Consider the following 16,800-nt stretch of genomic DNA (forward strand, 5'->3'; position numbering starts at 1 on the left):
ATGCCCGATCCCAACGGAGTTTCTAGGGCTTTCCCCGATCCAACTGCCGGTACCCGATCGCTTCAGACAGATGCGCGGTCTGGATCGTTTCACAACCCGCCAGGTCGGCAATCGTGCGCGCCACCCGCAGGATTCGATGCATCGCCCGTGCCGAAAGCTGCAGGCGCTCGATAGCCTGCTCCAGCAGATCCTGATCAATCTCGCTCAGTTTCGTGCAGGCGCGCAGCGCCGCCGGTGGCAGATGGGCATTCAGCCCGCCACGCGCCTGTTGCCGGGCATGCGCAGCTTCCACCCGCTCACGCACCGATGCACTGGGCTCCCCCAGCGGCGTACTCTCCCGCAACTCCACTGCATCCATCCTGGCCACGCTGATATGCAGGTCGATGCGGTCCAGCAGCGGCCCTGACACCCGCGCGCGATAGCGGGTGATGCGCTCATCCGTGCACAGGCAGCGGTTGCTGCGGTCACCGGCCCAGCCGCACGGGCAGGGGTTCATCGCGGCCACCAGTTGAAAGCGCGCCGGATACTGCACGCTACGCGCCGCGCGCGCGATACGGATATGCCCGGATTCCAACGGCTCACGCAGAGTCTCCAGTGCGCTGCGGTTCCATTCCGGCAGCTCGTCCAGGAACAGCACCCCGTGGTGCGCCAGTGAAATCTCGCCGGGGCAGGGTGGGTTACCGCCACCCACCAGCGCCGCTGCACTCGCACTGTGGTGCGGCGCCCGAAACGGCCGCTGCCGCCAGCGACGCGGGTCCAGCCCTTCACCGCTTACCGAGGCAATCGCGGCCAGCTGCAGCGCTTCAGTCTCTTCGGTGTCCGGCAACAGACTGGGCAGGCGCGAGGCCAACAGCGTCTTGCCGCAGCCCGGACTGCCAATCAGCAGCAGATGATGCCCACCTGCTGCGGCCACCTCCAACGCACGCCGCGCATGCGCCTGCCCGCGCACGTCGCCCAGATCGGGTAGCGGCAGGGGTGTGGTGTCCACGCGCTCCACAGCGGGCAACAGGCGTGGATTGCCCAGCCCGGCGCAGCATTCCAACAGCGTGCGGGCCACCCGCACATCGGCATGCTCGGCCAACGCAGCCTCGGCGGCATTGCCCGGCGGCACCACCAGGATGCGTCCGGCTTCGGCGGCCGCAATCGCCGCGGGCAGCGCACCGGCCACCGGCCGCAGCTCGCCGGTCAGCCCCAGCTCGCCCAGGAACTCGTACTGAAGCAGCGACTGCGGATCGACCTGGCCGCTGGCCGCAAGAATGCCCAGCGCAATCGCCAGATCGTAGCGGCCACCCTCCTTGGGCAGATCGGCAGGCGCAAGGTTCAAGGTGATGCGCCGTTGTGGAAAATCGAAGCGCGCACAGAGCAGGGCGGCACGCACGCGCTCGCGTGATTCGCGCACGCTGGTTTCGGCCAGGCCGACAATCTGGGTGGCGGGCAGGCCACCAGAGAGATGCACTTCCACCCGCACCAGCGGGGCGTCGACCCCGGCGCGGGCGCGGCTGTAGACCAGCGCCAGGCTCATGTGTGGTTTCCTGCGGAGGGGACGTTCGATGGTGCGGCAGGCACTTCGCAGGCAGCTATCGGGGAATGCTGGCGAAGCGGCTAGGAGGATTCCGGAGCAACTATCAGCGCATGCGCCCACCCACAGCCATGGCACAATCGGCAACGGTGACACCCCAGCGCCTCCAGCGCCCTCGGGCAGACTCACCACGCGATGCATTGCCTCCACCGCCAGTGCCAGGGGATCCCGTGCGATATTCGATACGATTCATTGCGGCGTGCATCATTGCCGCAATGGTCTCTGCTCACGCGGGCGCCAGCGATGCAGCCGCACAGGAACCCTACTGGCCGACGCAGGGATGGCGCCATTCCTCCCCGGAGGCCCAAGGGATGGATTCGGAAGTGCTGGCCAATGCGTTCGACTACGTGCGCGAGCATCAGACACCGATCCATAGCCTGACCATCATTCGCAATGGTTATGTCGTGGTGGACGCCTATTTCTGGCCATTCCAGAGAGGGCAGTACCACGATGTCGCGTCGGTGACGAAGAGTGTCACAACCACCCTGGCAGGCATCGCCATCGGCAAGCACGCGCTGAAACTGCACCAGCCCCTGACGTCGGTCTTTGCCGCTCAGGACATCGCGAATCTGGACGAGCGAAAGAAGCGCTTGACCGTCGAGCATCTGATGACGATGACCTCCGGGCTGGACTGCGACGCCAGCCAGGGCGAAATCACTCTCTCGCGGATGAGGCAGAGCAGTGATTGGGGCCGCTTCATGCTGGATCTGCCGATGCGCGATGAACCCGGGAGCCGCTTCGAGTACTGCTCCGGCGGCATGCACCTGCTGTCTGCAGCGATCACGAAGGCGACGGGCCAGAGTGCGTTCGACTTCGCCCGTCGCGAGCTGTTTGGCCCGCTTGGCATCAATCATGCGGCCTGGCCGATGGACAACCATGGGGTTTCGTATGGTTGGGGCGATCTGCACCTTGAACCCCTGGACATGGCGAAGCTGGGCTACCTGTGGTTGAACGATGGCCGATGGGAAGACCGGCAACTCGTGCCGACCGCCTGGATGCGTGCTGCCGTTCGGCCGCAGGCGCGGCCGGAAGGTGGCGACGAAAAGTACGGGTATGGCCTGTGGCTGCAGCCGGACAGAAAGCCGTCGCTGTTCGAGGCGAATGGTCGCGGTGGCCAACGCATCAGCGTGAGCCCGGAGAAGAATGTCGTGGTCGTGTTTACCGGCGGAGAGTTTGAACCCGGCGACATCGGCACCTTCATTCTTGCTGCGCTCAAGTCGGATCGGCCCTTGCCGGAGAATCCGGCGGCCGCGGCCGCACTGTCTGCTGCGGTGAACGATGCGGCACGCCCATTACCGTCGCTGTCATTGATGCCGCCGCTGGCGAAAGCGGTCTCGGGCAAGCGGTACGCGCTCGCGGAAAATCCGCTTGGCTTGAATGCGCTCACGCTTACGTTCTCGGGAGCCGAAGCTGCACAGCTCCAGTTCGAACTGAAGAGCCGCAACGAACCCTCCAGGCCGATCGGGTTGGATGGAACACCGCGCGTGTCGCCCGATGGCAATTTTGGTTTGCCGGTAGCAGTAAGCGGCCGCTGGGAGAGCAACAGCACCTTTGTCTTCGACTACAACGAGATCGGAAACATCAACGCGTACCGGTTCCGGCTGACGTTCTCGGGCGATGACGTTGATGTGGGCGTGAGCGAGCGATCGCGGGTGATACAAGGTGTGCGAATCCACGGAACCACGGCGGGCCGGGCAGTCTCTGGACAGGTGCACTGACACCCGGCTCGCCGGCAGCGCGGTGATGCGCGCCGGGAACTGTTGGCGAGGCGATCAGGAAGAGCCCGGCCAGCGGTGGCGTGGGCTCTCGAACGCACACCGTTGCTCATCAGGCACCACCCCACCCAAGCGCCCAAAGCGCGCCTCTACCCACGGCGGCCCAGCACGCTCCATCAGCAACCGCCCTTCGATCTGCTGGACAAGCAGCCAGCGCTCGAAGCTCATGCGTAGCCGCTCGATATCCGGCGCCCGCAACTGTGCATCGCCGGGCATGCGGATCAACACGCGCGTCGGTGCGTTCTCAACGTCCATCACCAGCACGCCCTTGCATCGGATCTCGAACGAGGTCGCGCTGGCAGGGCGCGCGTGCAGCTCGAAGCCCTCATCCGCTTTCGCGGTCACGAAGCCGAGCGCGTCGCTGTACAGCAGCCGGTAGTCAGCCGGCCGCAGCTTCTGGTAAGCCCAGACCTGATCGCCCGCAGGCTCAGGCCAGCCGGCCCATACCGCGCCGATCACCGCGATGCACATCGTTGCAGCGGCAAGGCCGTGCTTCTTCATGGGTCACCCCGCACACAAGCAGGAAGTAGGCGCCACGCGCGCGCGGTCAGCCCTGTGGTCGCATCCGCTCGTGGATGAAGGCCGTGAGTGCCATATCAGCCATCACCAGCCCCTCCATCACCCGGTCGCCCACGTACTGCTCGGGCTCGCCGTTCTGGCGCGTGCGTTCGGCCGCCAACAGGATCTCCTGCACGATGCGTTGGCCGGTCGCCGCGCAGTCGGCGTCGGACAGCGCGATCTGCCGGCTGCGCAGCTGGTGGCGCTCGGGCCAGGGCTGGCCGTCGGCCGCAGCGCCCGCGCCAATGGCGTGCAGGACGGCGATGAGGCTGGTGGGGTCCAGGGCCGGGCCGGGTGATGGCGGCTGCTGGATGGGGCGAGGGGGAGGGGAGTGCGGCTTGGTCATGGCAGGCTCCGTGCAGACAGACAGAAGCCGCCACCGATAAAGGTGGCGGACAGGGCGTGGCTCGAAAACCGGTGTGTGATGATCGCCGGCGGGCACAAGGCCCCCACGCCCCGCCCGCCATAGCCGGCAGACGGATTGCCAGCCGGCACCACGCAGGGTGATGCCGGCTGGCAAGCGCAAACTTCATCACAACGACGGGTTTTCGAGTCCCGACCACCGATGCACGGTGGCGGGGTAACGATTACCTGCTGTTGTGAGGATTGCCAAGGGGTGGGGGGCAATGCCGCCAAAACCCGAGACGTTTTTGGCATTGTCGCATAGGGGCGGTGCTTCCACAGGCCTTGGGGCGAAAGGCTTCCGGTGCCTACACCGTCGCGTCACCCGTTTCTCCGGAAGGAGGATTCAGGGCGTGGCATATGCGACATGACTGGTCTGGTTGCGGGTTGGCTTGTTGGCCGAACCCGGCCGTCCTAGTATCGCGCTGTATCAACCGGGCAGGCCCGCGATGCGGTGCCGTTCAGAGAGGCGTAGGGTCATTCCATCAGGGAGGTTTCATGAGAAGCATCTCAATGCTCCTGCTCGCGCTTGCGCTTGCCAGCCCGACGGCAGTGGCCGCGGATGGAGCCTCGGCACAGGCTCTGCTCAAGCGCATCGCCAGCGATGGGGGACGCAAGGTTCTCTGGGACCTCTGGGAGCACCAGCGGCAGTTTGATCAGGTCGTCTCTGGCATCGAGTCAGGCGATCCCTCGTGGCTCAAGGTTGCGGCTGCATTGAAGCCGTTCTCCGATGCGGGTGCCTCGCTCTCCATCAACTACGCGGTTGCCCGTGCACTGCCCAACGCGCCTGAGCGGGTTCTGGCACTGACCACGCATGGATTCAATGTCGAAGAGGTCTGCACATCGCCCTTCATCGAGCCGGACCCGGGCGTTGCCGAGGCTTACGAGCGACGTGCTCTAGCAGCGCTTGCAAGGATGAAGGGGACCGCGCTCGCGCCGGTCGCGGCAGCGTGCGCGGTGCAGGTCCGACTTCCGGATGGCGCCTGATCATCTAAACGGAGGGTGTGATTTGGGGCCATGCAGGGAATGAAGATTCTCCGCCGTCAGTTGATCTACGTCCAAGTGCATCGGGACCACTTCGTTGCACGAGTCGTCGGTGGGGACAGAACCCTTCGACGTCAGTGTCACGCCCTTGGGAATGGCACAGGGCCGGTCAGGGACTACTCGACCCTCCAGCCGCAGCTCAAGGCGATCTTCTCGGAACTCACGCCCGGGTTCTCATTTATCAGACCGTGGGCGCTTCTGCACTTTGATCCGGTCGAGTATCCGGTCACCAAGGAGGAACTGGCTGGGTTCCAGAAGGCCGCCATGCAAAGCGGCGTGAGCTTCTGCATTCTCTCCACGTGGGAACAGCGGCATGAAGACAAGGATTTGCTCGCGATGTTCAGATAGGATCCGGATAACGGATCGCTTCAATCGCTATTGGGATTCGGATTGAATGGAAGCCATCGCAAAAGCACGAGGAGACTGGATGAAGGACAACGCGCGATGAAAATGCCGGCCCGTTTCTGGTTGAGTATTTTCTGCAATCTCGGCGTCGTGGCGATCCTGGCCGGAATGCTGGCGAGTTGGGTTGGGCCATTCTTCGAAGCCCTTGCCAGTCATTCTGATACCGCAATCAACGCTGCCCGGGTGGGCGACGTTGGAATGGTATTTGGCTTCTGCATGCTTGCTCTGCTGCTGCTGGGAGCGCTGGCCGTCCCCTGCGAGCTGTTCGGGCTGAACAGGCCCTATAGCCGCAACGTGGCCTACTGGCGGGAGGCGCAGGCAATGCACCGGAAGGTGTTGCTGATGGTCATGGCAGGACTGTCCTGGGCGGCCCTGGCGTCGGCGGTTGTCATCGGCTCGATGATGCGCTCCGGTTAGGCAGCGGTTCGGTTGCTCCTGGACGTGACGCGTTTCATGAAAAGGCACTTTGATCGGAAGACGCCGCCGTGTTCCGTCGGCGTCTTCCTCCATCAATTGATGATCTCCCCACTCCCCGACGCAACAAACGCCTTCAGCTGCCGAACGAACTCCGCGTCGTAGAGCTCCCATTCCGTAATCTCCCCAACAATCCGCAATGGCTGTGCACTCCGATACGACCGCGTCGGATTCCCGGGAAACTTCTTGTTGGTCACGTTCGGGTCGTCCTCGAACGGCCCGGTCGGCTCCACCACATATACGCGCGGTCGCCCTTCACCCTTGCCCATCTCCGCAGCCAGCCCGGCGCCCTTGGCGACCGTAGTGAAGTAGATGTGGTTCATCACCACACTGTCGCGATAGTTGGAGCGGAAGCCCGCACTCAGCAACTCGCCCACCGCCAGATCAGCGCGGGTGCCGTGATAGAACGGCCCGGCGACCTGGCCGCAGGTGTCATGCGAAACGGGTGTCCATTCGGTGTCCTGTGCCATCAGCACTGCCCCTGCGTGTCCTGCCGGATCGACAGGCCGGCGAGTCTAGGGCGCCCGGTGGGCCTTGCTGCAAGGCCCCATCCGCGAAATACTCTGTAGTGGGAGGCGCGGTGCGCCTCCTTTTTTCATTCTGCGGTGCCGCGCCCTTCCAGTTCGCGCACGGCCGTTTCCAGCGCGTCCAGTTTCTCGCGGGTCTTCAGGAGCACGGCGCGCTGCACTTCGAACTCCTCGCGGGTGACCAGGTCGAGCTTGGCCAGGCCGGCCTGCAGCGCGCTCTTGAAGGTGGCCTGCAGTTCCTCGCGCGATTCGCGCAGGCCCGGCGGCACCAGGTCGCTGAGGCGACGGGCGAGGTCATCGATGTGGTTCAGGTCGATCATGGGGTGCTCCGTGGGGGTGGGCCCGTGCATCCGGCGCGGGCAGGCCAATCGGCACAAGGATACTGCCGGCACCCACTGCCCGGACAGGCCGCAGCGGCTTCGCACGGGCCACGTTCAGGCGCTATCCTCCACGCCGGAAGACAGGAGATAGACGATGAAGATGGTCATGGCGGTGATCAAGCCGTTCAAGCTCGACGACGTGCGCGAAGCGCTGGCCGAGCGTGGGGTTACCGGGATCACGGTGACGGAAGTGAAGGGCTTTGGGCGCCAGAAGGGCCATACCGAGCTGTACCGTGGTGCGGAGTACGTGGTCGATTTCCTGCCGAAGGTGAAGCTGGAAGTGGCGGTGACCGATGACCAGGTGGAAGCGGTGGTTGAGGCCATCGTGAAAGCTGCGGGCACCGGCAAGATTGGTGACGGCAAGGTGTTTGTGTACGACCTGGGCAGCGTGGTGCGTATTCGTACCGGTGAGTTGGACGCGGACGCGTTGTAACCTGGTTTTGTGCGTATTCGGGCTGTAAAGCGGCTTTTGTAGAGTCGAGCTTGCTCGACTGAAGCGCAGAGCAGTCGAGCAAGCTCGACTCTACAAAGAGCGGCAGAGCAGTCGAGCAAGCTCGACTCTACAAAGAGCGGCAGAGCAGTCGAGCAAGCTCGACTCTACAAAGAGCGGCAAAGCGGTCGAGCAAGCTCGACCCCTACCAAAACAAAGCATTTACCGGTGCTTTGCCCACCTGTAGAACCGCTTCCAGCCCTGGCGCACCGCCGCTACCCAGCCCGGGTCGGCCACCAGCGCGGCCTGCGCGGCACTCGGCGCCTGCCCGGTCACGCGCTGGCGGATCTTCAGCAGGTTCTTCATGTCGCTGCGGCGCATCTGCCGGCTCAGCGGGCCGCGGCGCAGCCAGCGGGGTACGCGCCAGGCCGAGGTGAAGTCCAGCAGCACGGGCACGCCGCCGCTGACCACCACGTTGGTGCCATGCAGGTCGTTGTGGGTGATGCCGGCCGCATGCAGGCGGCTGAGCGCGTGCTGCAACTGCTCGAACACGTCGTTGCCGACGGCCTGCGCGGTGCTGAGGGTCTGGCCGGGAATGAACTCCATGCCCAGTGCCAGGCCACCGAGGGTGCCAAGCAGGGCCGGGGCGTGTTTCCAGCCGCCGAGGCGCTGCAGCATGCGCGCTTCACGGCGCACCATCAGCCTGGCGATCAGTGAAACCGGGGTGCCGCGGTAGCGGGAGTAGTCCTTGATGACCGCTTCGCGCCCGTCCAGGCAGGTGCGGTAGACGTCGGGGGCGAGGAGGCGTTTGCCGCGCTTGAGCAGCAGCGGCGCCGCGGCGTCATCGCCGCAGGAGGAGGGGGGCAGTGCAGGGAGATACATGTCGGGGTCTCGGTCGACCCGGTGGGTGGCGCAAAGCGTCAAGCGAACCGGTGTTACAGGGAGTTACTAAGCTTTCGTTAATTTTAGTACTCGCCAGTTCGCTAATCGACGATTTGTCGGAGAAATGTCGGGGTCGTGGCTGGAACAGTTCGTTACATCAAATCGGACATTTCTGTCTCACTTTGTGTGATGTTCTTTATGCATCAACAGGTTGGGCGCTCTTTCGGCCCCTTCCACCGCGTTCAGCTGAACGCGGCGCACGCCCGGCTTGACCCCGACGCACGCGCTGCCGACCATAAGCTGTTAACCCGCGACATCGGCGGCCGCCCCCTCCGGCACGTCCCCGTCCCCTGCCGCGCTCCCCACCGGTGCTGGCCGCCAGGCCGTGCATCGCCCCGTTTCCCGTTCCGGCCGCGGCTGGAGGAAAGTGCTTTGATCATCAAAATCGTCATTGCAGCGCTGTTCGTGGCCTGCGTGCTGTACATCCACTTCCGTGGCAAGGTCCGCGCGCGCTGGTCGCGCCAGCTGCTGGACCACTCCAGTTTCATGGCCCCGATCAACGTGGTCATGTACATGTTCTCGAAGGTGCCGACCACGCCATTCCTGGACCCGGCCAAGGAGTTCCCGCAGCTGGAGCCGCTGCGCCAGAACTGGCAGATGATCCGCGATGAGGCACTGGCGCTGCGCGATGCGCAGAAGATCGCTGCCTCCAGCACGTTCAACGACGCCGGCTTCAACTCGTTCTTCCGTCGTGGCTGGAAGCGCTTCTACCTGAAGTGGTACGGCCCGTCGCACCCGTCGGCGAAGGCGATGTGCCCGAAGACCACCGCGCTGCTGGAATCGCTGCCGGACGTGCGCGCGGCAATGTTCGCGCAGCTGCCGTCGGGCAGTGAACTGCGCCCGCACCGCGACCCGTTCGCCGGTTCGCTGCGCCTGCACCTGGGCCTGGCTACGCCCAACAACGATGGCTGCTATATCGAAGTGGACGGCATCAAGAAGAGCTGGCGCGATGGCGAGTGGATGATGTTCGACGAGACCTACATCCACCATGCGCACAACGAGACGCCGGATGACCGCGTGATCCTGTTCTGCGATATCGCCCGCCCGTTGCACTTCGGCCTGCCCGGCCTGTTCAACCGTGCGGTGGCAGCCACGCTGCTGGCCGGTGGCGCTTCGCCGAACCTGCCGGGTGACCCGACCGGCGGCGTCAACAAGGCGTTCGGCAGCGTGTACAAGGTTCGCCTGAAGGCCAAGGCGCTGCGCGAGCGCAGCGTGGTGGCCTACCAGCTGATCAAGTGGGGCCTGGTGGTGGCGGTGATTGCCGGTATCTGGGCGCTTTGATCGTTACATGCGGTTGCCGGCCAGCGGCCGGCACTACCGGAACATGAAAAAACCCGCGCTGTCGCCAGCGCGGGTTTTTTGTTGGATCAACCCTTCAATGCCGCCTGCACGAACGGCGGGGTCACCAGCACGCCGGTGTGCAGCGCGGCGGTGTAGTACAGGGTGTTGAAGGTCTTGGCGGCCGAGTCGGCCTGGCGGAAGTCGAAGCTGCTGTCGCCCTTGCGCGCCATGGTCACGCTCCACCAGCCGGTGGGGTAGCACGGCTGCGGGAACGGCAGGGTCTTGAACGAGCCGAAGCCCGCCTTGCCCATCTCGGTGCGCATTTCGTTGATCAGGTCCAGCTGCATCAGCGGCGATTCGGACTGCTGCACCAGGATGCCGTCGTCCTTCAGCGCCTTGAAGCAGCTTTCGTAGAAGGCCTTGTTGAACAGGCCTTCGCCCGGGCCGACCGGGTCGGTCGAGTCCACGATCACCACGTCCACGCTGCCGGCCGGGCAATTGGCCATGTAGGCCACGCCATCGTCGAACAGCAGCTCGGCGCGGGCGTCGTCGTTGGAATCGCACAGTTCCGGGAAGTGCTTGCGCGCCATCACCGTCACCTGCTCATCGATATCGCACTGGGTCACGCTCTCCACGCCCTTGTGCTTGAGCACTTCGCGCAGGGTGCCGCAGTCGCCGCCACCGATGATCACCACGCGCTTGGGCGCGGCGTGGGTGAACAGCACCGGGTGGCTGATCATCTCGTGGTAGAAGAAGTTGTCCTTGCTGGTCAGCATGATGGCCCCGTCGATGGTCATCAGGTTGCCCCAGTCGGTGGTCTGGAAGATCTCGATCTTCTGGAACGGCGACTGCACCTCGTCCAGCTTGCCGGTGATGCGGTAGCCGATGGCCGAGCCGGTGCGCTCGAAGTGTTCGATGTACCAGTTGTTGCTGTCAGTCATTGAAAACAGTCCTGTTCGGAGGGGTGAAGCCGGGCTGGCGGGCGGGGCCGCGTGGCACAGATGCCACATCCGGACGGATCGGCCCGTTCAGGTTGAAACCTGTCACGGGCGCGGGCGCGCATGATAACGAACCTGTGGGCATATAGGCGTTATCATGCCCCCCCTTTTATTGCCAACAAGGCCGACTGAAATGACCGATTGGTCCCTCGACCAAGCCCGCAAGACCTACTCGATCCCGCATTGGGCGGATGGTTACTTCGACGTGGATCAGGCCGGGCACATGGTGGTGAGACCGACCGGGGCGGACGGCCCGGTGGTGTCGCTGCCCAAGGTGGTCGATGCGGCGCGTGCCGCCGGTGCGAAGCTGCCGCTGCTGGTGCGCTTCCCGGACATCCTCGGCCAGCGCCTGGGCAAGCTGCAGGCGGCGTTCGCCCAGGCCCAGCAGGACTGGGACTACACCGGCGGCTACACCGCCGTGTACCCGATCAAGGTCAACCAGCACCGCGGCGTGGCCGGCACCCTGGCCAGCCACCACGGTGAAGGCTTCGGCCTGGAAGCGGGCAGCAAGCCCGAGCTGATGGCCGTGCTGGCGCTGTCGCGCCCGGGTGGCTTGATCGTCTGCAACGGTTACAAGGACCGCGAGTACATCCGCCTGGCGCTGATCGGGCGCAAGCTGGGCCTGCAGACCTTCATCGTCATCGAGAAGCCGTCCGAGCTGAAGCTGGTGCTGGAGGAGTCCAAGGCGCTGGACGTGAAGCCGGGCCTGGGCGTGCGCATGCGCCTGGCCTCGCTGGGCGCGGGCAAGTGGCAGAACAGTGGTGGCGACAAGGCCAAGTTCGGCCTGTCCCCGCGCCAGCTGCTGGACCTGTGGAAGTCGCTGCGCGATACCGAATATGCCGACTGCCTGAGCCTGCTGCATTTCCACATGGGCTCGCAGATCTCCAACGTGCGCGACATCGCCAACGGCATGCGCGAAGCCACCCGCTATTTCGTCGAGCTGTCACAGCTGGGCGCGAAGATCACCCACGTCGACGTGGGCGGTGGCCTGGGCGTGGACTACGAAGGCACCCGTTCGCGCAGCTTCTGCTCGATCAACTACGGCCTGAATTCGTATGCCAGCAACATCGTGCAGCCGTTGGCCAACGCCTGCGAAGAGCACGGCCTGACTCCGCCGCGCATCGTGACCGAGTGTGGCCGCGCAATGACCGCGCACCACGCGGTGCTGATCGCCAACGTGTCTGAGGTGGAACAGGCGCAGGAAGGCCGCGTGCCGGACCAGCACGACGACGAGCCGGCGGCGATCCGCCACCTGCGCGAGATCCACGAGGAGCTGGACACGCGCCCGGCCGTGGAACTGTTCCAGGAAGCGCAGCACTTCCACGCCGAAGGCCTGGCCAGCTACGCGCTGGGCCAGATCGACCTGCCGCAGCGTGCGCGCATCGATGACCTGTTCTACGCCATCGCCCACGGCGTGCGTGCGCGCCTGAGCTATGACGAAAAGAGCCATCGCCCGGCGCTGGATGAGCTGAACGAGCGCCTGGTCGACAAGTACTTCGTCAACTTCAGCGTGTTCGAGTCAATTCCCGATGCGTGGGCGATCGACCAGGTGTTCCCGATCGTGCCGATCGAGCGCCTGGACGAAACGCCGGACCGTCGCGGCATCATCGCCGACATGACCTGCGATTCGGATGGCATGGTCAAGACCTACGTCGAGAACGAGAGCCTGGACAGCTCGCTGCCGCTGCACGCGATCAAGCACGGCGAAAGCTACCGCATCGGTTTCTTCATGGTCGGTGCCTACCAGGAAATCCTCGGCGACATCCATAACCTGTTCGGTGATACCGATGCGGTGGAAGTGCTGGCCGATGCCGATGGCTACGCGATCACCCAGCAGCGCCGCGGTGACACCACCGACGTGATGCTGGACTACGTGGGCTACCGGCTGGACGACCTGCGTGCGGCGTATGCCCAGCGCGTGGCGGCGGCCGAGTTGTCGCCGGAACGTGCGCAGGAACTGTCGGACGCGCTGGAAGCCGGCCTGACCGGCTACACCTACCTGTCCGACGAACCGCTGGTCTGACGTTGAAGGAAGCGCCGGGCAGGGTCCGGCGCTACCGGCCCTGATGAGCGCACGCGCGATCTTCCACCTGTTCCTGCATGCCGCCGTGCCAGCCCTGCTGGCATGGCTGTTCTGGCGCAAGCGTTTCGCTTCGGCGTGGTTGCTGATGTTGCTGGGCTGGATCATCGATCTGGACCACCTGCTGGCCGATCCGATCTATGCGCCGAACCGCTGCAGCATCGGCTTCCATCCGCTGCACACCGCGCCGGCCATCGCGGTCTATGCCGGCCTGTGCGTGCCGAAGAAGACGCGGCTGTTTGGCATCGGGTTGATGATCCACATCGTGCTGGACGCAATCGACTGCTGGTGGATGCATCACCGTTGATGGGTGACGCGCTGGGCCGGGCCCACGCTCGGCTGCGCCTGGGGCCGTCCGGCCCCGACCTAGTCATTCGGCGCCAGCGGCAGTTCCAGCCGCGCGCGCAATCCGGGGTTCTCGTTCGACAGGCGCAGTGAGCCGCCGTGGCTGGCGGCGATGTCTGCTGCGATGGCCAGCCCCAGGCCGCTGCCTTCCACCCGTTCGTCCAGGCGTACGCCACGCTGCAACACACTCTCCAGCTTGGCCTCGTCCAGGCCGGGGCCGTCGTCGCGCACTTCAATGTGCAGCCGGTCCTGCTGGGCCAGGGCGCGCAGCCGCACCTCGTGGCGCGCCCACTTGCCGGCGTTGTCCAGCAGGTTGCCCAGCATTTCTTCCAGATCGGTCACGGCGCCGGCGAAGGCCAGCCCGGGGGCCACGTCGACCCGGAAGTGGATGCCGCGGCTGGCGTGCACGCGGGTCATCAGCCGGCACAGCGCTTCGGCGGCGGGGGCCACCTCGCTGCGCTGCCGGTGGTCCACCGCCAGGCCGGCGGCCAGATAGCGGTCGATGCTGGCGCGCATGCGCGCACCCTGTTCGTGCAGCGTACGCCGCCAGTCGCGGCCGTCGCCCTGTGTCTCGGCGGCCAGCACGCTCAGCGGCGTCTTCAGTGCATGGGCGAGATCTTCCGCACTGCTGCGCGCACGCGCCACCATGCGCTGGTGGTGGTCGAGCAGGGCGTCCAGTTCATCGGCCAGCGGTGCGATTTCCAGATCGAGCTGGCGGCGGTCGATACGTTCGGCTTCGCCACGCCGGATGCGCTCAAGCTGCTGGCGCAGTCCGCGCAGCGGGCGCAGCCCGAAATGGACCTGGCTGGCCAGCACCGCCAGCCACGCGGCCACCAGCACCGCCAACGCAATCGCGGTGCGTTGGCGGAACGCGGCAACGTCGGCATCCAGTGCGCTGCGGTCGCTGGCCACCACGGCAACATAGGCCTGCGCCGCACGGGGCAGGCGCACCTGCTGTACGCGGGCACGCAGTGATTGCTGCATCGGCCCGGCCAGGTTGCGCTGGGTCGGGCCGTCGGCGGTGGCGGCCAGGGTCTGGTCCCACAGCGAGCGCGACTGCAGCAGCACCTTGCCCTGCTGGTCCGCGATCTGCCAGTAGGCACCGGAGAACACCCGCTGGAAGCGGGCATCGTTCGGTTCCTGGCGCAGGCGCAGCTGTCCTTCCGGGTCCACTTCGGCCTGCGCCAGCAGGGTCAGCATGTCCTGCTGCAGTTCGTGGTCGAGGCGGTCACGCGCGCTGCGCTTGAACAGCTCGCCCAGCAGGACGCTGGCCAGTACCGAGACCAGCACCAGGCCGATGCCGGCGACCAGCAGCAGCCGCCGCCGCAGCGAAGGCTGGCGCGCGCTCATGCCTCGGCCAGCCGCCAACCCTGGCCACGCACGGTATGGATGAGGTCGGTGCCCAGCTTGCGGCGCACCCGCCCGAGCAGGACGTCCAGCGCGTTGGAATCGGGATCGTAGCCGCCTTCGAAGACCTGCTCGCCGAGGCGGTCGCGGCTGATCACGCTGCCGCTGTGGTGGATGAAGTAGCTCAACACGCGGAACTCCTGCGGACTCAGCGCCAGCGCCTGCCCATCCAGCTCGAAGCGCCCAGCATTGACGTCCAGCTGCAACGGGCCGCACTGCAGGCGCGGGCTGGCATGGCCATGGCTGCGGCGGATCAGCGCCCGCAGGCGCAGCACCAGTTCGTCGGCCTGGAAGGGCTTGGTGAGGTAGTCGTCGGCGCCGGCATCGAAGCCGGCCAGTTTGTCGTGCCAGCGCCCGCGTGCGGTCAGCACCAGCACTGGGAAGCTGCGGCCATTGCCACGCCAGCGCTCGATCACGCTCAGCCCGTCCAGGCCGGGCAGGCCCAGATCGACGATCGCGGCCTGCAGGTCCTCGACCTGGCCGATCTCCTCGGCGTGGCGCCCGTCGGCCACCGTGTGCACGACGTAGCCGGCCTGTTCCAGCAACGGCACCAGCCGTTGAACCAGCGCCGCATCGTCTTCGGCCAGCAGGATACGCATCAGTCGTCCAGCTCCGTCTTCAACAGCTTTCCATTGCGCGCATCATAATCCAGCTCCACCACCACGCCGTCGGTGCGCAGGATCTCCACTTCGTAGACGCCGTCGTCCAGCTCCACTTCCAGCAGCTGGCCCGGATAGCGCCGGAGCGCATCACGCACCACGCCTTCCAGCGGCACATAGCGGCCCTGCTGCACGGCACGGCGCGCAACCTGCTGCGCCGGGTCCTGCGTCGGAGCGGCAGCGTTCGGGGCGCCGGCCAGGGCCAGCAGCAGGGCGAGGGTGGGGAGCATCATGACTGCGCCAGGAAGGGGAACCGGCGCGAGTATGCCGATGGCGACTAACCGTTGCCTAACAGCCGCGGCTAAGGCGCTGTTAACCGGGGCATGCATCGTGGCGGTGCCGGGATGGTCCGGCCACGAACACGAACAGGAGAATCCCCATGTTGAAGTCGCTCACTCTCGCCACCGTCGCTGCGCTGGCCATCGCACCGGCCGCGCAGGCCGCGCCGCTGGGCATGGCCCAGGTCGAACAGACCCTGCGCAAGGCCGGCTACAGCCAGATCCACGAGATCGAGCGCGATGACGGCCTGTGGGAAGCTGACGTGAGCCGTGCCGATGGCCGCTTCAGCGAGGTCTATGTGGATCCGAAGACCGGCGAGATCTTTGATGAACACAGCCGCCGCGCGATGTTGACCACCGAGGAGGTGCTGGCACGCGCGCACGCGCATGGCCTGCGCGAGATCCATTCGCTGGAACGCGATGGTGCGACCTGGTCGCTGGAAGCGCGCAATGCCCGCAACCAGAAGGTGGAGGTGCGCCTGAGCGGTTACGACGGGCGCATCCTGCACAGCGAGCGCGATGGCTGGCTGGATTGATCTGCTGGTAGTGCCGGCCGCTGGCCGGCAACCCATGATCGTTTCCAACCCCGCGAGTCGCCGGCCAGCGGCCGGCGCTACCGTGCGACTACCAGCCGAGCATGGGCTCGGCTCTACAGGGTCGGCGTTACCAGCCGTACGGCGGCGGGTAATCCCAGCCCGGGCCGCGGCCGTAGTAGCCGCCGTACGGGCCGAAGAAGCCCGGGCCCTTGCCTTCGCTCACGTGGATGTTGAGGTTGAGCCCGTGGGTCTTGCCTTCATCGGTGGTGTAGTTCTTGCTGAGGTTCAGCGTGGCGGCGTTGTAGTGGCTGTTGCCACCGTTCTTGGAATAACCGATGCCGGTGGTGAAGCTGCCGGACACCTTGACCTTGTCGTCGGTGACATCGGCGATCCTGGCGTCGTCGTGCACGCGCGGGCCGCTCTTGTCGCCGTAGTAGGTGCCGGGCGGGTCCTGCTGCAGGGCCGGGTCATTGAGGTAGCGCATCGGCGCCTGCGGCAGCGACAGGTCCAGGCCGGCCGCCTGCGGCGCGGTGGCGCCGGCAGCGGACTGGGCCAGCACGGTTCCCGGCAGGGCCAGGCACAGCAGCAGGGTCAGGGGGCGGATCATGACGGCGCTCCAGCGGACAGGTGGCCACGCAACACGCGGCGGTACAGGCCGACGCTAGCAGGGGTTGCTTGAATGATGCCTGTCGGCGGCCGC

At 65.8% G+C, this 16,800-nt stretch carries 20 protein-coding genes; 9 read left to right on the plus strand and 11 right to left on the minus strand.

The window, feature by feature from the left end:
- Positions 1-22: 22 nt before the first annotated feature.
- Positions 23-1,522, minus strand: coding sequence for a YifB family Mg chelatase-like AAA ATPase (locus SSKA14_RS03415; RefSeq protein ID WP_008265538.1), 1,500 nt, complete (start codon positions 1,520-1,522; stop codon positions 23-25).
- Positions 1,523-1,890: 368 nt separating this feature from the next.
- Between SSKA14_RS03415 and SSKA14_RS03420 the strand changes: the two genes are divergently transcribed.
- Positions 1,891-3,297, plus strand: coding sequence for a serine hydrolase (locus tag SSKA14_RS03420; protein WP_008267323.1), 1,407 nt, complete (start codon positions 1,891-1,893; stop codon positions 3,295-3,297).
- 54 nt (positions 3,298-3,351) lie between these two features.
- Here the strand turns inward: SSKA14_RS03420 and SSKA14_RS03425 are convergent, their stop codons facing one another.
- Together SSKA14_RS03425 and SSKA14_RS03430 are read right to left on the minus strand one after the other, a co-directional pair.
- Positions 3,352-3,855, minus strand: coding sequence for a hypothetical protein (locus SSKA14_RS03425; RefSeq protein ID WP_008267832.1), 504 nt, complete (start codon positions 3,853-3,855; stop codon positions 3,352-3,354).
- Positions 3,856-3,901: 46 nt separating this feature from the next.
- The gene (locus tag SSKA14_RS03430) at positions 3,902-4,258 is read right to left on the minus strand and encodes a hypothetical protein (protein WP_008265650.1); all 357 of its coding nucleotides are present in this window, start codon (positions 4,256-4,258) and stop codon (positions 3,902-3,904) included.
- Between the two features lie 569 nt (positions 4,259-4,827).
- On the opposite strand from SSKA14_RS03430, the gene SSKA14_RS03435 reads away from it, so the two are divergent.
- From SSKA14_RS03435 to SSKA14_RS03445, 3 genes are all read left to right on the plus strand, one after another.
- The gene (locus SSKA14_RS03435; RefSeq protein ID WP_008268724.1) at positions 4,828-5,301 is read left to right on the plus strand and encodes a hypothetical protein; all 474 of its coding nucleotides are present in this window, start codon (positions 4,828-4,830) and stop codon (positions 5,299-5,301) included.
- 39 nt (positions 5,302-5,340) lie between these two features.
- On the plus strand, positions 5,341-5,706 hold the full coding sequence (locus SSKA14_RS03440; RefSeq protein WP_040009308.1) for a hypothetical protein: 366 nt from the start codon (positions 5,341-5,343) through the stop codon (positions 5,704-5,706).
- Positions 5,707-5,802: 96 nt separating this feature from the next.
- A complete protein-coding gene (locus tag SSKA14_RS03445; protein WP_008266125.1) occupies positions 5,803-6,180 on the plus strand; it encodes a hypothetical protein in 378 nt (125 codons plus the stop codon).
- A 92-nt stretch (positions 6,181-6,272) separates the two neighbouring features.
- Here SSKA14_RS03445 and arr read toward each other — a convergent pair whose 3' ends face one another.
- Both arr and SSKA14_RS03455 read right to left on the minus strand, forming a co-directional pair.
- Entirely contained in the window at positions 6,273-6,707 is a 435-nt protein-coding gene (arr, locus tag SSKA14_RS03450) for an NAD(+)--rifampin ADP-ribosyltransferase (RefSeq protein WP_040006963.1), read from the minus strand.
- A gap of 125 nt (positions 6,708-6,832) precedes the next feature.
- Positions 6,833-7,084: an accessory factor UbiK family protein gene (locus SSKA14_RS03455; protein WP_008268279.1), complete on the minus strand. Its 252-nt coding sequence runs from the start codon at positions 7,082-7,084 to the stop codon at positions 6,833-6,835.
- 154 nt (positions 7,085-7,238) lie between these two features.
- Here SSKA14_RS03455 and SSKA14_RS03460 point away from each other — a divergent pair, with 154 nt between their 5' ends.
- Entirely contained in the window at positions 7,239-7,577 is a 339-nt protein-coding gene (locus SSKA14_RS03460; RefSeq protein ID WP_005411374.1) for a P-II family nitrogen regulator, read from the plus strand.
- A gap of 219 nt (positions 7,578-7,796) precedes the next feature.
- On the opposite strand, the gene SSKA14_RS03465 is transcribed toward SSKA14_RS03460, so the two are convergent.
- On the minus strand, positions 7,797-8,456 hold the full coding sequence (locus SSKA14_RS03465) for an RIO1 family regulatory kinase/ATPase (RefSeq protein ID WP_008265720.1): 660 nt from the start codon (positions 8,454-8,456) through the stop codon (positions 7,797-7,799).
- A 435-nt stretch (positions 8,457-8,891) separates the two neighbouring features.
- On the opposite strand from SSKA14_RS03465, the gene SSKA14_RS03470 reads away from it, so the two are divergent.
- On the plus strand, positions 8,892-9,797 hold the full coding sequence (locus SSKA14_RS03470; protein WP_040009311.1) for an aspartyl/asparaginyl beta-hydroxylase domain-containing protein: 906 nt from the start codon (positions 8,892-8,894) through the stop codon (positions 9,795-9,797).
- A gap of 86 nt (positions 9,798-9,883) precedes the next feature.
- Here SSKA14_RS03470 and speE read toward each other — a convergent pair whose 3' ends face one another.
- The gene (gene speE, locus SSKA14_RS03475) at positions 9,884-10,738 is read right to left on the minus strand and encodes a polyamine aminopropyltransferase (protein WP_008268330.1); all 855 of its coding nucleotides are present in this window, start codon (positions 10,736-10,738) and stop codon (positions 9,884-9,886) included.
- 190 nt (positions 10,739-10,928) lie between these two features.
- Here speE and speA point away from each other — a divergent pair, with 190 nt between their 5' ends.
- Entirely contained in the window at positions 10,929-12,818 is a 1,890-nt protein-coding gene (gene speA / locus SSKA14_RS03480; protein WP_008264604.1) for an arginine decarboxylase, read from the plus strand.
- 43 nt (positions 12,819-12,861) lie between these two features.
- Entirely contained in the window at positions 12,862-13,182 is a 321-nt protein-coding gene (locus SSKA14_RS03485; RefSeq protein ID WP_006474656.1) for a DUF6122 family protein, read from the plus strand.
- Between the two features lie 59 nt (positions 13,183-13,241).
- On the opposite strand, the gene SSKA14_RS03490 is transcribed toward SSKA14_RS03485, so the two are convergent.
- The 3 genes from SSKA14_RS03490 to SSKA14_RS03500 are packed head-to-tail and all read right to left on the minus strand — an operon-like array spanning position 13,242 to position 15,516.
- Positions 13,242-14,570 carry an ATP-binding protein gene (locus SSKA14_RS03490; RefSeq protein WP_008266048.1) on the minus strand — a complete coding sequence of 443 codons (1,329 nt, stop codon included), beginning with the start codon at positions 14,568-14,570 and terminating at the stop codon, positions 13,242-13,244.
- The gene (locus SSKA14_RS03495) at positions 14,567-15,226 is read right to left on the minus strand and encodes a response regulator transcription factor (RefSeq protein WP_008268075.1); all 660 of its coding nucleotides are present in this window, start codon (positions 15,224-15,226) and stop codon (positions 14,567-14,569) included. The genes SSKA14_RS03490 and SSKA14_RS03495 overlap by 4 nt, the downstream gene beginning before the upstream one ends.
- Positions 15,226-15,516 carry a PepSY domain-containing protein gene (locus SSKA14_RS03500; RefSeq protein ID WP_008267113.1) on the minus strand — a complete coding sequence of 97 codons (291 nt, stop codon included), beginning with the start codon at positions 15,514-15,516 and terminating at the stop codon, positions 15,226-15,228. The genes SSKA14_RS03495 and SSKA14_RS03500 overlap by 1 nt, the downstream gene beginning before the upstream one ends.
- 149 nt (positions 15,517-15,665) lie before the next feature.
- On the opposite strand from SSKA14_RS03500, the gene SSKA14_RS03505 reads away from it, so the two are divergent.
- Positions 15,666-16,100 carry a PepSY domain-containing protein gene (locus tag SSKA14_RS03505; RefSeq protein WP_008265638.1) on the plus strand — a complete coding sequence of 145 codons (435 nt, stop codon included), beginning with the start codon at positions 15,666-15,668 and terminating at the stop codon, positions 16,098-16,100.
- Positions 16,101-16,227: 127 nt separating this feature from the next.
- Here the strand turns inward: SSKA14_RS03505 and SSKA14_RS03510 are convergent, their stop codons facing one another.
- Positions 16,228-16,707 carry a hypothetical protein gene (locus SSKA14_RS03510; RefSeq protein WP_006474647.1) on the minus strand — a complete coding sequence of 160 codons (480 nt, stop codon included), beginning with the start codon at positions 16,705-16,707 and terminating at the stop codon, positions 16,228-16,230.
- Positions 16,708-16,800: the final 93 nt, after the last annotated feature.

The sequence above is a fragment of the Stenotrophomonas sp. SKA14 genome, from assembly GCF_000158575.1.
Lineage (GTDB): Bacteria > Pseudomonadota > Gammaproteobacteria > Xanthomonadales > Xanthomonadaceae > Stenotrophomonas > Stenotrophomonas forensis.

Bases quoted from the DNA above. Each gene is read 5' to 3' on its own strand.
- SSKA14_RS03425 (WP_008267832.1), bottom strand. From the start codon at position 3,855: ATGAAGAAGCACGGCCTTGCCGCTGCAACGATGTGCATCGCGGTGATC.
- arr (WP_040006963.1), bottom strand. From the start codon at position 6,707: ATGGCACAGGACACCGAATGGACACCCGTTTCGCATGACACCTGCGGC.
- speE (WP_008268330.1), bottom strand. From the start codon at position 10,738: ATGACTGACAGCAACAACTGGTACATCGAACACTTCGAGCGCACCGGC.
- SSKA14_RS03440 (WP_040009308.1), top strand. From the start codon at position 5,341: ATGAAGATTCTCCGCCGTCAGTTGATCTACGTCCAAGTGCATCGGGAC.
- SSKA14_RS03460 (WP_005411374.1), top strand. From the start codon at position 7,239: ATGAAGATGGTCATGGCGGTGATCAAGCCGTTCAAGCTCGACGACGTG.
- SSKA14_RS03505 (WP_008265638.1), top strand. From the start codon at position 15,666: ATGTTGAAGTCGCTCACTCTCGCCACCGTCGCTGCGCTGGCCATCGCA.
- SSKA14_RS03500 (WP_008267113.1), bottom strand. From the start codon at position 15,516: ATGCTCCCCACCCTCGCCCTGCTGCTGGCCCTGGCCGGCGCCCCGAAC.
- SSKA14_RS03490 (WP_008266048.1), bottom strand. From the start codon at position 14,570: ATGAGCGCGCGCCAGCCTTCGCTGCGGCGGCGGCTGCTGCTGGTCGCC.
- SSKA14_RS03430 (WP_008265650.1), bottom strand. From the start codon at position 4,258: ATGACCAAGCCGCACTCCCCTCCCCCTCGCCCCATCCAGCAGCCGCCA.
- speA (WP_008264604.1), top strand. From the start codon at position 10,929: ATGACCGATTGGTCCCTCGACCAAGCCCGCAAGACCTACTCGATCCCG.
- SSKA14_RS03445 (WP_008266125.1), top strand. From the start codon at position 5,803: ATGAAAATGCCGGCCCGTTTCTGGTTGAGTATTTTCTGCAATCTCGGC.
- SSKA14_RS03495 (WP_008268075.1), bottom strand. From the start codon at position 15,226: ATGCGTATCCTGCTGGCCGAAGACGATGCGGCGCTGGTTCAACGGCTG.
- SSKA14_RS03415 (WP_008265538.1), bottom strand. From the start codon at position 1,522: ATGAGCCTGGCGCTGGTCTACAGCCGCGCCCGCGCCGGGGTCGACGCC.
- SSKA14_RS03455 (WP_008268279.1), bottom strand. From the start codon at position 7,084: ATGATCGACCTGAACCACATCGATGACCTCGCCCGTCGCCTCAGCGAC.
- SSKA14_RS03435 (WP_008268724.1), top strand. From the start codon at position 4,828: ATGCTCCTGCTCGCGCTTGCGCTTGCCAGCCCGACGGCAGTGGCCGCG.
- SSKA14_RS03420 (WP_008267323.1), top strand. From the start codon at position 1,891: ATGGATTCGGAAGTGCTGGCCAATGCGTTCGACTACGTGCGCGAGCAT.
- SSKA14_RS03485 (WP_006474656.1), top strand. From the start codon at position 12,862: ATGAGCGCACGCGCGATCTTCCACCTGTTCCTGCATGCCGCCGTGCCA.
- SSKA14_RS03465 (WP_008265720.1), bottom strand. From the start codon at position 8,456: ATGTATCTCCCTGCACTGCCCCCCTCCTCCTGCGGCGATGACGCCGCG.
- SSKA14_RS03510 (WP_006474647.1), bottom strand. From the start codon at position 16,707: ATGATCCGCCCCCTGACCCTGCTGCTGTGCCTGGCCCTGCCGGGAACC.